The 13,533-nt window shown below is 49.4% G+C and carries 11 protein-coding genes, 1 tRNA gene and 2 pseudogenes; 8 read left to right on the forward strand and 6 right to left on the reverse strand.

All coding sequences use genetic code 11. The features are described 5' to 3' along the window. The first annotated feature begins 224 nt into the window (after positions 1-224). Positions 225-297, forward strand: a tRNA-Thr gene (locus tag DWZ60_RS09930). A gap of 192 nt (positions 298-489) precedes the next feature. On the opposite strand, the gene DWZ60_RS09940 is transcribed toward DWZ60_RS09930, so the two are convergent. Next, a complete protein-coding gene (locus DWZ60_RS09940; RefSeq protein WP_119221595.1) occupies positions 490-1,137 on the reverse strand; it encodes an epoxyqueuosine reductase QueH in 648 nt (215 codons plus the stop codon). 110 nt (positions 1,138-1,247) lie between these two features. On the opposite strand from DWZ60_RS09940, the gene DWZ60_RS09945 reads away from it, so the two are divergent. From DWZ60_RS09945 to asd, 7 genes are all read left to right on the forward strand, one after another. Next, positions 1,248-2,018, forward strand: a complete 771-nt coding sequence (locus DWZ60_RS09945) for an ABC transporter ATP-binding protein (RefSeq protein ID WP_117510218.1) — start codon at positions 1,248-1,250, stop codon at positions 2,016-2,018. After that, positions 2,005-2,856, forward strand: coding sequence for an ABC transporter permease (locus DWZ60_RS09950; protein WP_243038282.1), 852 nt, complete (start codon positions 2,005-2,007; stop codon positions 2,854-2,856). Before DWZ60_RS09945 ends, DWZ60_RS09950 begins: the two co-directional genes overlap by 14 nt. 16 nt (positions 2,857-2,872) lie before the next feature. After that, entirely contained in the window at positions 2,873-3,169 is a 297-nt protein-coding gene (locus tag DWZ60_RS09955) for a hypothetical protein (protein ID WP_022463012.1), read from the forward strand. Continuing rightward, entirely contained in the window at positions 3,166-4,104 is a 939-nt protein-coding gene (locus DWZ60_RS09960; protein WP_119221596.1) for a DNA/RNA non-specific endonuclease, read from the forward strand. The genes DWZ60_RS09955 and DWZ60_RS09960 overlap by 4 nt, the downstream gene beginning before the upstream one ends. A gap of 71 nt (positions 4,105-4,175) precedes the next feature. Further along, on the forward strand, positions 4,176-5,069 hold the full coding sequence (locus DWZ60_RS09965) for a recombinase family protein (RefSeq protein ID WP_147397740.1): 894 nt from the start codon (positions 4,176-4,178) through the stop codon (positions 5,067-5,069). A gap of 193 nt (positions 5,070-5,262) precedes the next feature. Next, a complete protein-coding gene (gene argH / locus DWZ60_RS09970) occupies positions 5,263-6,642 on the forward strand; it encodes an argininosuccinate lyase (protein ID WP_055267678.1) in 1,380 nt (459 codons plus the stop codon). A gap of 87 nt (positions 6,643-6,729) precedes the next feature. Then, a complete protein-coding gene (gene asd, locus DWZ60_RS09975) occupies positions 6,730-7,815 on the forward strand; it encodes an aspartate-semialdehyde dehydrogenase (RefSeq protein WP_022463016.1) in 1,086 nt (361 codons plus the stop codon). Positions 7,816-7,996: 181 nt separating this feature from the next. On the opposite strand, the pseudogene DWZ60_RS09980 reads toward asd, so the two are convergent. From DWZ60_RS09980 to DWZ60_RS10000, 5 genes and pseudogenes are all read right to left on the reverse strand, one after another. Further along, positions 7,997-9,006, reverse strand: a pseudogene (locus tag DWZ60_RS09980) (GGGtGRT protein). Between the two features lie 25 nt (positions 9,007-9,031). After that, positions 9,032-9,723: pseudogene (locus DWZ60_RS09985) on the reverse strand (iron-sulfur cluster assembly scaffold protein). A 224-nt stretch (positions 9,724-9,947) separates the two neighbouring features. Next, positions 9,948-10,613: an acyltransferase gene (locus tag DWZ60_RS09990; RefSeq protein ID WP_118700715.1), complete on the reverse strand. Its 666-nt coding sequence runs from the start codon at positions 10,611-10,613 to the stop codon at positions 9,948-9,950. Positions 10,614-10,661: 48 nt separating this feature from the next. Continuing rightward, positions 10,662-12,764 carry a DNA topoisomerase gene (locus tag DWZ60_RS09995; protein ID WP_118700714.1) on the reverse strand — a complete coding sequence of 701 codons (2,103 nt, stop codon included), beginning with the start codon at positions 12,762-12,764 and terminating at the stop codon, positions 10,662-10,664. Then, a complete protein-coding gene (locus DWZ60_RS10000; RefSeq protein WP_119221598.1) occupies positions 12,761-13,519 on the reverse strand; it encodes a formate/nitrite transporter family protein in 759 nt (252 codons plus the stop codon). The genes DWZ60_RS09995 and DWZ60_RS10000 overlap by 4 nt, the downstream gene beginning before the upstream one ends. Between the last annotated feature and the right edge of the window lie 14 nt (positions 13,520-13,533).

Genomic DNA, 13,533 nt, shown 5'->3' on the forward strand with positions numbered 1-13,533 from the left:
TTATAAGGAAAAGGGATGGTTTTCCTTAATTTTTGAAAGTAAGGACAAAGTTTATGCATAAAATTTGCGCCAGGGAGGTGAAAACAACAGGGATGGAAACGGCGGGAAATCAGTGGGGCGGAACAAATTTTAGAAAAAGATTCATAAATTTCAAAAAAATGCTTGCAATTTCAAAAAAATACGGTATAATAATGATTGTGTCATTCAGGAAATGAATTTCACAGGCCGAAATAGCTCAGCCGGTAGAGCACTTCACTCGTAATGAAGGGGTCGTCAGTTCGAATCTGATTTTCGGCTTATTCTTTAGAAACCCGCAGGACGTAAGGTTCTGCGGGTTTTCTGGTATCATGAGAAATATGACAGAAATACGAACGCCCTTTGCAGGAAAAAGATCTGCTGCAAAGGGCGTTTGCTGTTACAAGTTTCAGGAAAATCAGTTCGTACAGCATATCCTGACGGAGCTTTTGGCCGGGCACTTCAAAGAGCACATCAGCTGTTGCCATTTTCCTGTGCTGCCACCCGTGCGTCGCGTTCCCGGCGGGAAAAGACGCAGCCGCAGTAGTCCTGGCGGTAAAGGCCGTATTCATGGGAAAGTTCGATGGAACGCTGGTAGCCGCCCCGTTTCTTGAAATCTGAATTGAGATATGGGATCCCGTATTCGGCGGCAAGCCGTTCTCCGATTTCATTCAGTTTTTCCGCGTTTTTCAGCGGGCTGATGGAGAGGGTTGTTGTAAAATAGTCGAGTTTGAGCTGCTTTGCCATTTCGGCCGCTTCGCGGAGCCGCATTTCATAGCAGACAAAACAGCGCTCGCCGCCCTCCGGCACATTTTCCATCCCGCGTGTCAGCTCATAGAACCGGTCAGAATCGTACGGGCCGGGGCAGAAGAAAATCGGATGCACGGCGGGAAGAGAGCGGATCAGACGCTGCTGTTCCTCCACGCGGTGCTCGTACTCCGTCGGCGGATAGATGTTGGGATTATAGTAAAAGAGCGTAATGGAAAAATACTGCGACAGATATTCCAGCACGTAACTGCTGCACGGCGCACAGCAGCTGTGCAGCAGCAAGGTCGGAACTTCACCGTGAAGTCCTGCAATCTTCGCATCCAGCTCCTTCTGGTAATTTCTTTTATTGGCCATAATGTATCTTCAAACCTCCTGGTATCTTTCAATCCTTTCTATTATAGCCTCAGCGCGGCTGGGATGCAAGCTGCATATGATATCTTATAGATAGAGGAGGATGCAAAAAAATGGATGATCAAATCCTGTCATTAGAGCATATATCACTGTCCTATCACACCATGAAAGGAGAAACACCGGCGCTGTGCGATCTGACCTTTTCGGTAAAAACGGGGGAATTTGTTGCTCTTGTCGGACCGAGCGGCTGCGGAAAGAGCACGATCCTGAACTTGATTTCCGGTCTTTTAAAGCCGGAGGCGGGAACTCTGCTGAGCCGCGGACGGCCGATCACGGAGGCGGATCTCCATATCGGCTATATGCTGCAGAGAGACCACCTGTTTGAATGGCGGACCATCTACAGCAACGTTCTGCTGGGCCTTGAGATTTCGCGCACGCTGACACCCGAGCGGAAAGAAAAAGTCGGGGAGATGATGGAGACATACGGCCTGAAATCCTTTTCCAATGCCCGTCCGTCCGAACTTTCCGGCGGTATGCGGCAGAGGGCGGCACTGATCCGTACACTGGCGATGGAGCCGGATCTTCTGCTGCTTGACGAGCCGTTCTCCGCTCTCGACTACCAGACGAGGCTGAACGTCTGTGATGATATCGGAAAGATCATCAAAAAAGAGGGAAAGACAGCAATTCTCGTGACACACGATATTTCGGAGGCCATCAGCATGGCGGACCGTGTGATTGTTCTGGCGGCACGGCCGGCATATGTGAAAAAAAAGATTCCGATCCGGTTTGCGATGGAGGAGCGCACGCCGATGAAAGCGCGCAGTGCGCCGGAATTTAAAACGTATTTCAATGCCATCTGGAAGGAGCTGAATGAAAATGCGTGAGCAGGCAAAAACGCCGGAGAGCAGCTTTCAGAGGGCGTATCTCCGGCAGAAAAAAAGAGAACGGGAGCAGGTGCGGGTGTTTCGGGCTTTGCTTCTCGTCAGTTTTCTGGTATTATGGGAGGTGGCGGCGGATCTGAGATGGATCGATCCGTTTATCTTTTCCAGCCCTGTGCGGGTGGGAAAAACGTTCGTGACCCTGCTGACGGAGCAGAACCTTCTGCGCCATATCGGGATCACGGTGTATGAGACGGGAATCAGCTTTCTGCTCGTCTCGGCACTTGGCATGGCGTTCGCTGTGCTTTTGTGGCTCTTTCCGCGCTTTTCTGCGGTGATGGAGCCGTACCTGGTAGTCCTGAACAGCCTGCCGAAATCGGCGCTCGCCCCGCTTCTCATTGTGTGGATGGGGGCAAACGTGAAAACGATCATCACGGCCGGCATTTCCGTTGCGATATTCGGCTCGGTGATCAGCATTTACAGCAGCTTTCAGAGTGTGGAGCCGGATATGCTCCGCCTGATTGCAACACTCGGCGGAACGAAGAAGGATATGCTGTTCCGCGTCGTGCTGCCGTGGTCGTTTCCGGGGCTGCTCGCCGTGTGGAAGGTCAACATCGGCCTGTGCCTCGTCGGTGTTGTAATCGGAGAGTTTATCGGGGCAAGAGAGGGGCTTGGCTATCTGATTATCTACGGCAGTCAGGTGTTCAGATATGCACACGCAAGAGAAGGGAGGATGACAGATGATAGGAATCGTATGTCTGGAAGAACGAAGAGGAATGCAGTTTGGCGGACGACGCGTTTCGCGGGACCGCGTGGTAACGGAAAAAATCTGCGAACTGTGTGAGGGGAAAACGCTCTGGATGAATCCGGCTTCGGAAAAGCTGTTCGCGGAGCAGAAGGAGAGTGGGAAGGTAACACTTCAGGCGGCGGCAGATTTTCTGGAGCAGGCAGGCGAAGGAGAATACTGCTTTGTGGAGAATACAGGACTGCAGGCTGTGGAAGCGAAGATAGAGAAAATCATCGTTTTCTGGTGGAACCGGCATTATCCGTCTGACCGGAAATTCGACCTGGATCTTTCCAAATGGAATAAAGTGTCCGAGGAGGAGTTTGCAGGCTATTCCCATGAGAAAATAACGAAAGAGGTATATGAGAAATGAAAAAACTAAGAAAACAGCTTCTGCTGCTGGCGGCGCTTCTTGCTCTGACACTGACCGGCTGTGAGGCGCAGGATCTTCTCTCGACGGCGAGAGCAGATTCCGGTTCGGAGGTTACGGCCGCTTATACGATGACGGAATCCCAGATTACCGATCAGGCACCGACGGCCGTTTCAGTTCTTGATGTTCCGGAGTTTTCCGGTGAACCGTATGTCGTTTTAAACGGAAATGAGCCGGATTTTACCGATGAGGAAAAGACGACCGAGTCGTACGAGCATTACAGCGATCTGGACAGCCTGGGACGATGCGGCGTGGCAGAGGCGAATATCGGCCAGGATCTTATGCCGACGGAGAAGCGCGGCGCGATCGGCCAGGTAAAGCCGACGGGCTGGCATACGGTAAAATACGATCAGGTGGAAGGTAAATATCTGTACAACCGCTGCCATCTGATCGGATACCAGCTGACCGGTGAGAATGCAAACGAGAAGAATCTGATCACTGGAACACGTTATCTGAATGTCGAGGGCATGCTGCCGTTTGAAAACATGGTTGCCGACTACGTCAAAGAGACCGGAAACCATGTGCTGTACCGCGTTACACCAATTTTTACCGGGGACGACCTTGTAGCGGACGGTGTGGAGATGGAGGCACTTTCCATGGAAGATGACGGCGAGGGCATTTCCTTCCATATCTTCGCATACAACAATCAGCCGGGCATCTCGATTAATTATGCAACGGGAGACAGCACGTTAAGCGAAAGCAGCGGAACGATGACGGATCAGCAGGAATATGTCATGAACACATCCAGCATGAAATTCCACCTGCCGTCATGCTCCAGCGTCAGCTCGATTAAGGATGAAAACAAGGCGACATATCAGGGACCGCGCGAGGACCTGATCGCCGAAGGCTATGAGCCGTGCGGACGGTGCAATCCGTAAAAGAAATTACAAAAAGAGGGTCGGAACTTTCCGGTCCTTTTTTCTATATAGTAAAGAGAAGCATCTGGAAAGTGAGACAGGAGATGGAAGAGGAGAAGCTGCGTGCGGTTTATTATGCAAGGTGCAGCACCGAGGAGGAAAACCAGAAGGATGCGCTGGTAAGGCAGGCGGCGGAGGCGGAAGAGGCAATCCGGGCAAGAGGATGGAGGCTTGTGGATGCCTACGTGGAGAGCCGCTCCGGTACGAGCCGGAAGGGCAGACGGGAATATAACCGCCTGTACGAGGATCTCGAGCAGAACCGGTTTGATGTCGTCGTAATCAAGTCGCAGGACCGCCTGATGCGGAACACGCGGGACTGGTATCTGTTCGCAGACCGCTTAAACTGCGCCGGAAAGCGGCTGTATTTTTATCTGGAGAACACATTCTATTCGCCGGAAGACGCGCTTCTGACCGGCATTAAGGCGATTCTGGCGGAGGAGTACAGCCGGGAGCTGAGCAAGAAGATGAATCTGGCGCACCAGAAACGGCAGCAGAATAATGGAAAGCCGGTGCTGACCTCAAAAAGTTATGGTTACCGGCGGACGGCAGACGGAGCGATTGAGATCATCCCGGAGGAGGCCGCAGTGAAGCACCGTATGTACGAACTCTGTGCAGACGGTCTCGGCGGACGGAAAATTGCGGCGGTTCTGGCAGCGGAGGGCGTCCGCAGCCGCGCCGGAAAACCATTCTCTGGAACAGACATTATCCGCATGGTGCGGAATCCCATGAATAAAGGCACCGTAGTCATGAACAGGAAGCATTACGATTTTAACACCGGAAAAACGCTCCCTACACCGCCGGGCGGGCAGTACGTCTATGCGGGGAAAATTCCTGCTATCGTCTCTGAAGAGCTCTGGATAGCGGCAAATCGGGCGGCTGACGAGCGTCTCTGCCGCAAAAAGGTGGGCAAATCTGTTCAGACTTGACTGGGTAATCCTGTCCATCCTGATCCTCTGCCTCGTTGCGGCAGGATTGTACGGCATCTTGGGCTGGCTGGAAAAAAACTACACAAAACGCCGAAATTCGGGAAAGTAGGTGATTTGACTTGCAAAGGAAGGTTGGATGCTTGTATAATAATACATGATAATTTAAAAAACTTACAGGAAAAGAGGAATGAAAATGGCACAGTTATGGGGCGGACGGTTTACAAAAGAGACCGACAAGTTAGTGTATAATTTTAATGCATCCATCAGCTTTGATCAGAAATTCTATAAACAGGACATCAAAGGCAGCATGGCACACGTAAAGATGCTGGCAAAACAGGGCATTCTGACAGAAGAGGAGAGAGACCAGATTCTTGCAGGACTGGAGGGGATTCTTGCCGATGTAGAGAGCGGAAAACTGGAAATCACCAGCGAATATGAGGATATCCACAGCTTCGTGGAGGCAAACCTGATCGACCGCATCGGAGATGCCGGAAAGAAGCTGCACACCGGAAGAAGCCGCAATGACCAGGTAGCCCTCGATATGAAACTTTATGTCCGCGATGAGATCACCGAGATTGATGCACTCGTCAAAGAGGTGCTGGTAACACTCGAAAAAATCATGGAAGAGAACATTCACACCTATATGCCGGGATTCACCCATCTGCAGAAAGCACAGCCGATCACACTGGCACATCACATGGGCGCATATTTTGAAATGTTCCGCCGCGACAGAGGCCGCCTTGCAGACATCTACAAGAGAATGAATTACTGTCCGCTCGGTTCCGGTGCGCTGGCTGGAACGACGTATCCGTTGGACCGCGCTTACACCGCAGAGCTGCTCGGCTTTGACGGCCCGACCTTAAACAGCATGGATTCCGTATCCGACCGTGACTATGTCATTGAGCTCCTCAGTGCTCTTTCTACGATTATGATGCATCTTTCCCGCTTCTCCGAGGAGATCATCATCTGGAATACCAATGAGTACCAGTTTGTGGACATCGACGACGCATACAGCACCGGAAGCAGTATCATGCCGCAGAAAAAGAATCCGGATATCGCAGAGCTTGTTCGAGGAAAAACAGGCCGCGTTTACGCAGCTCTGATGTCAATGCTCACCACTATGAAGGGAATCCCGCTGGCGTACAACAAAGATATGCAGGAGGATAAAGAGCTGACCTTCGATGCCATCGACACCGTAAAAGGATGCCTGGCTCTGTTCAATGGCATGCTTTCTACCATGCACTTCAAAAAAGACCGCATGGAGAACAGTGCAAAGAACGGTTTCACGAATGCAACGGACGCAGCTGATTACCTTGTTGGAAAAGGCGTTCCGTTCCGCGATGCACATGGCATTGTCGGTCGTCTCGTTCTGTACTGCATTGACAAAGGAATCTCCCTTGATGATATGAAACTCGAAGAGTACAAAGCGATCAGCCCGGTCTTCGAGGATGATATTTATGATGCCATCAGCATGAAGAACTGCGTAGAACGACGCAACACGATCGGTGCGCCGGGAGCAGATGCGATGCTGGCTGTCATCGAGCAGAATAAAAAATATTTACAGGAAAATTGAAAAAACAGTTGCAATTTTGAAAAAATTGGTATAGTATGACATGAGGCGCACAAATGTACGCCACAGAAGAACAAGGAGATGAAACCAATGGAGCAGAAATTGAGAGTAGGAATTTTAGGAGCAACCGGTATGGTAGGTCAGAGATTTATTTCTCTGCTGGAGAACCATCCGTGGTTTGAAGTTGTGACCCTGGCAGCAAGTCCGAGAAGTGCCGGAAAAACATACGAGGAAGCAGTCGGCGGACGCTGGAAAATGGATACTCCAATGCCGGAAGCAGTGAAAAAGCTCGTTGTGATGAATGTAAATGATGTAGAGCATGTGGCATCTACCGTAGATTTTGTATTTTCCGCAGTTGATATGTCGAAAGACGAGATCAAAGCGATTGAAGAAGCATATGCAAAGACCGAGACACCGGTTGTTTCCAACAACAGCGCACACCGCTGGACACCGGATGTGCCGATGGTAGTGCCGGAAATCAACCCGGAACATTTCGATGTCATCGAGTTCCAGAAAAAACGTCTGGGCACCAAGAGAGGATTTATTGCGGTAAAACCGAACTGCTCCATCCAGAGTTATGCGCCGGTTTTAACTGCATGGAAAGAGTTTGAGCCGTATGAGGTTGTTGCAACCACATATCAGGCAATTTCCGGAGCAGGAAAAACCTTCAAAGACTGGCCGGAGATGGAAGGCAACATCATCCCGTTCATCGGCGGCGAGGAAGAGAAGAGCGAGCAGGAGCCGCTTCGTATCTGGGGTAAAATCGAGAACGGCGTGATCGTAAAAGCAACCGAGCCGAAGATCACCTGCCAGTGCATCCGTGTACCGGTATTAAACGGACACACCGCAGCTGTTTTCGTGAAATTCCGCAAGAAACCGACGAAAGAGCAGCTGATCGAAAAACTGGAGAACTTCAAAGGCCTTCCGCAGGAGCTGAATCTGCCAAGCGCACCGAAACAGTTCATCCGTTACATGACAGAAGATAACCGTCCGCAGGTAACACTGGATGTCAACTACGAGAACGGCATGGGAATCAACGTAGGCCGTTTAAGAGAGGATTCCATCTACGACTGGAAATTCGTAGGTCTGTCCCACAACACGGTCCGCGGCGCAGCAGGCGGAGCAGTACTTTGTGCAGAGACACTGGTTGCAAAGAAGTTTATCGCTGCAAAATAATGCTTAGAATGATATAAAAAACTCTGAAACGTTTTGGGTTCAGAGGCGTTTTTGTGCATGGATCAAAAGAATATAGTTTGCAGGATATCGAAAGCAGCAAAAAAGAAGCGCCATACGGGAAAATTCCCGCGGCGCTTCTTTTTTGCTCAAATAATTTTATTTACGCAAGGTTTGGCTAATCTTAGAATTTGCCAGCTTTTGCTGCCTCTTCAACAGCAACAGCTACAGCAACAGTCATACCAACCATTGGGTTGTTTCCTGCGCCGATCAGACCCATCATTTCTACGTGAGCCGGTACAGAAGAAGAACCTGCAAACTGAGCGTCAGAATGCATACGTCCCATAGTATCGGTCATACCGTAGGAAGCAGGACCTGCTGCCATGTTGTCCGGGTGAAGAGTACGTCCTGTACCACCGCCGGAAGCAACGGAGAAGTATTTTTTACCAGCTTCGATACGCTCTTTTTTGTAGGTACCTGCAACTGGATGCTGGAAACGAGTCGGGTTGGTGGAGTTTCCGGTGATGGAAACGTCAACGTTCTCTTTCCACATGATAGCAACGCCTTCGCGAACGTCGTTAGCGCCGTAGCAGTTAACTTTCGCACGCGGTCCATCGGAGTATGCTTTTCTGAATACTTCTTTCAGTTCTCCGGTGTAGTAGTCATACTCAGTCTCTACATAAGTAAAGCCGTTGATACGAGCGATGATCTGAGCAGCGTCTTTTCCAAGACCGTTCAGGATAACACGCAGAGGTTTCTGACGTACTTTGTTTGCTTTTTCAGCGATACCGATAGCACCCTCAGCAGCTGCGAAGGACTCATGTCCAGCCAGGAATGCGAAGCACTCGGTGTCCTCTTCCAGAAGCATTTTACCAAGGTTACCATGGCCAAGACCAACTTTACGCTGATCTGCTACAGAACCCGGGATACAGAAGGACTGAAGTCCCTCACCGATTGCTGCAGCAGCTTCAGAAGCTTTGCGGCATCCTTTTTTGATTGCGATTGCTGCGCCTACAGTGTAAGCCCATTTTGCATTCTCGAAGCAGATTGGCTGAATGCCTCGATCATTTTGTATACATCAAGGCCAGCAGCTTTTGTAACTTCTGCAGCTTCTTCGATGGAGTTGATTCCGTACTCAGCAAGCTTAGCCAGAATCTGTTTCTCTCTTCTTTCATATGATTCAAATAAAGCCATTTTCCTATCCTCCTAAATTATCTGATTACTCTTTTCTCGGGTCAACGATCTTAACAGCATCAGCAACACGTCCGTACTGTCCGCTTGCTTTTTCGAAAGCTGTGTTTGCATCATCGCCGGCTTTGATGAAGTCCATCATCTTTCCGAAGTTGATGAATTTGTAACCGATAATCTCATCATCTGCATCCAGAGCGATACCTGTTACATAACCGTCGGTCATCTCCAGGTAACGAGGTCCTTTTGCAAGAGTTCCGTACATGGTACCAACCTGGGAACGAAGTCCTTTACCAAGGTCTTCCAGGCCTGCGCCTACAACCAGTCCGTCCTCGGAGAATGCACTCTGGCTTCTTCCGTAAACGATCTGCAGGAAGAGCTCTCTCATAGCAGTATTGATAGCATCACACACAAGGTCAGTATTCAGTGCCTCAAGGATGGTAAGTCCTGGCAGAATCTCAGATGCCATAGCTGCAGAATGAGTCATTCCTGAACATCCGATAGTCTCAACGAGAGCTTCCTGGATAACGCCCTCTTTTACGTTCAGAGTCAGCTTGCAGGTACCCTGCTGCGGTGCGCACCAGCCAATACCGTGAGTGAATCCGGAAATGTCTTTGATTTCTTTTGCTTTTACCCATTTTGCTTCCTCCGGAATCGGAGCTGCACCGTGATGCACGCCCTGGGCAACCGGACACATCATTCTACTTCGTGTGAATAAGTCATTGTTAAACTCCTTTCAAATATGTACTTATTTGAGCTTTTGTCTTTCGAACGGACTGTTTCCAGCCTGTTCACAGACCTATGGTTATTGTCTCACAAAATTGGTCATTCGTCCAGCATATTTTGATAAAAAATTGCAAAGACCACCGGAAAACGATAAAATTTCCGGCGGTCTTTTAAATCAATCGGTTTGGTTTTCTCTCGATAAAAGAGAATTTTTTTAATTATCAGATTTTTTCGACAATTTCTTTCGCATTCTTAAAAATATGACCTGACGGGATCACACCGCGAACACAGGAGAGTGGATAAATGTTGGAATTTCTTCCGACAACCGTTCCCGGGTTCAATACGCTGTTACAGCCGACCTCAACTTCATCGCCGAGCATCGCACCAAATTTTTTCAGTCCGGTTTCGATCTGTTCATCTACGCCTTTGACAACAACGAGCTTCTTATCGGATTTTACATTGGAAGTAATGGAACCGGCACCCATATGGGCTTTGTATCCAAGAACAGAGTCGCCGACATAGTTGTAATGCGGAACCTGTACTTTATTAAAGAGAATGACATTTTTCAGTTCGGTGGAGTTTCCAACGACAGCGCCTTCGCCGACGATGGCGTTTCCGCGGATAAAGGCACACTGACGGATCTCAGCGCCTTTTCCAATGATGCATGGGCCGTTAATGGAAGCGGTCGGTGCGATCACGGCATCTTTTGCGATCCAGACATTTTCGCCGCGTTTTTCGTATTCTGCCGGATCGAGTGTTTCGCCGAGTTCAAGAATAAAATCTTTAATGAGCGGAAGCACTTCCCATGGATACGTTTTGCCTTCAAAGATTTTTGCGGCAATGGTCTGGGTTAAATCATAAAGTTCAGAAATGGTTGCATCTTTCATGCGTGATTCATCCTTTCTTGTTTTAGTTCCTGTTTATCTTACCACATTTCAGGAGTTCTGTGCGCCCTTTTTTCTGGCAGTGGAATAGGACTTTGCAGAGGAGCCTTCTGCAGCGGTACGTTTCCCGGTACGGGAGCGCGTGGAAGAGGCTTTTTTGTAATACGGCGCGGACGCATCAAAGCTGCTCTTTAGCTGGAACTGATTCCGCAGCTGCTTCACATTTACCGTGTGGCGTGTCACAAAGTTTTCCAGTTTTCCCATATATTCCTCGGAGGTAATGGAGCCTTCCGCTACATAGGTAAGTCCCTTTTCCCAGCTTGCCGTCAGCTCCGGATTCAGAAGCGGGCGGATCGACTGGTGTACGACGTCGTAGATCATTTCGCCAAGCTGTGTCGGGGTGATAACCTGCGTCTTTTTGTTCAGAGCAAGATATTTGATAAAGACAAGCTTTTTCAGAATCTCAGCACGCGTCGCACTCGTTCCGATGCCGCTTCCCTTAATCTGTTCGCGCAGCTCCTCGTCTTCAATGAGCTGTCCGGCATTTTCCATTGCAAGGATCATCGAACCGGAGGTGTAGCGTTTTGGCGGAGAGGTTTCTCCTTCTTTGATAGAAAGGCCGAGAAGATTCAGCTCGCTGCCTTTCTGCAGCTGGGACAGCGCTGCAAGAAAAGAGGGATCGCAAGTCGTCTCGTCCTCCTTTCTGCCCTCGTCGTCCTCCTCTTTCTTACGGAAGAAAGAATACTGCATGGCTTTTAAATAGCCCTCCTGCACGAGAACACGGAAGTTGGAGAAAAACTGCTCGCCGCCGATTTCGGTGACAAGAGCAACTTTCTGATAGACCGCCGGCGGATAGAAGATACCGAGAAAACGGCGGACAATTGTCTCATAAACTTTTGCGGAGAGTTCCGAGAGGTTCCGCAGATTGTTAAGGCCCTGTCCGGTCGGAATGATCGCATAGTGATCGGTAATCTGTTTATCGTTTGTATAGCGGGTGGAACCAATCTTTTTCCAGCTTTCACCCTGCAAAATTTCATTTGCAAGGCCGCTGCAGATGCCGTACTGCTGCAGGCCGCGCAGGTTTTTGCTGATTTCCCTGGCAACGGCAGAAGAAAGCACACGGGCATCGGTTCGCGGATAGGTAACCAGCTTTTTCTCGTAAAGCTCCTGAACAACTTTCAGCGTTTCATCCGGACTGATTTTGAAAAAGCGGGCACAGTCGTTTTGCAGCTCCGCAAGGTTGTAAAGCAGTGGCGCATTTTTATTTTCCTTTTTTCGCTCCATTTTCAGGACATGCGGGATCAGAGGATTCTGCATGCTTAATTCCTCCATCAGTTTCTGTGCGTCCTCTTTTTTCTGGAAGCCGTTCTCCTTATAGAGAAGCGGAGAGTTGAAGTAGCGGCTGCCTTTTACGGCGCGCCATTCCCCCTCAAAATTGCGTCCATTTAAGGAAAGACCGGCGATGACACGGTAGAATGGTGTTTTCACAAAGCTGCGGATTTCGCGCTCCCGGCGTACGACCATGCCGAGCACACATGTCATAACACGGCCGACGGAAATAGACTGATATTTAGTGCCGAGATACGATGCGACAGCGCTTCCGTATTTGAGCGAGAGAAGACGGGAAAAGTTAATGCCCATCAGGTAATCTTCTTTGGCGCGGAGATAAGCGGATGCCGAAAGATTGTCGTATTCACTTTCGTCCTTCGCTTCGCGGATACCGCGCAGGATTTCTTCTTCTGTCTGCGAGTCGATCCAGACACGCTTCTGTTTCTTGTCTTTGATACCGGCCATCTGCGCGACGAGACGATAGATGTATTCTCCCTCACGCCCGGAGTCGGTACAGACATAAATGGTTTCAATATCCTCCCGGTGGAGCAGGTTACTCACAATGGTGAACTGCTTTTTTACTTCCGGGATAATTTCATATTTGAAGTTTTCAGGCAAAAAAGGCAGGGTCTCGAGACTCCACCTTTTTAACGCAGGATCATATTTTTCCGGATAGCTCATCGTAACCAGGTGACCGACGCACCAGGTTACGACGGACTGATCCGACTCTAAGTATCCATCCCTGCGCTGCATATTCTGTTTTAACGCTTTTGCGAACTCCTGAGCAACGCTCGGTTTTTCCGCAATGTATAAAGATTTTGTCATTTATCTGCACTCATCATTCGAAGCGGCCAGGCAAGGAGCACACCGCCTCCTATTGCGTTTCCTATAGTTACAATGACCATACTTTTCAATGCGGCAGTCAGAGAAATGCCGCCTGGGACCAGAAGTGCAGCGGTAACAAAGGTGGCCATATTGGCAACGCAGTGTTCAAAACCGGCAACAACGAATCCGGTGATGCAAAGTATAATCATGAAAAATTTGGCAACTTCATTTTTGCATTTTATGCCGCAGGCAACGGCAAGGCAGACGAAGAAGTTGCAGAGAATGGCACGGAAAAACATTTCTCCGGCAGGAATGGAAAGTTTATTTCCAATAAATCCTGCGTAATAATCGGCAGTACCGGAAGCACCTGCCAGTACGAAAATTACGGAGAGAATCAGGCATCCGACAAAGTTTCCGATGTAGCTTACCAGCCATACTTTTCCAACCTGTGCCCAGGAGACTTTTTTGTCATAGGCCCCAAATGCCATAACAAGATTGTTTCCGGTGAAAAGCTCTGCACCGATAAAAACGATCAGCAGAACCGCAATGGCAAACACAATACCGCCAAGCAGTTTTCCCCAGGCAGGATCTGTACTCTGGAACGTATTGCCTACCACGTTGGAGAAAATCATGGCAACCACGATAAAGAAACCGGCCATGACTGCACGGAGAAAGTATTTCCCCGGGTGTTCTTTCAGCAGCCTTGCTTTGTTTACGGCAGCCTCTGAAAATTTTTGTACGTCATCATAAGGCATAGAATAACTCCTTT

It is taken from the genome of Blautia sp. AF34-10 (assembly GCF_003477865.1).
GTDB lineage: Bacteria > Bacillota > Clostridia > Lachnospirales > Lachnospiraceae > Fusicatenibacter > Fusicatenibacter saccharivorans.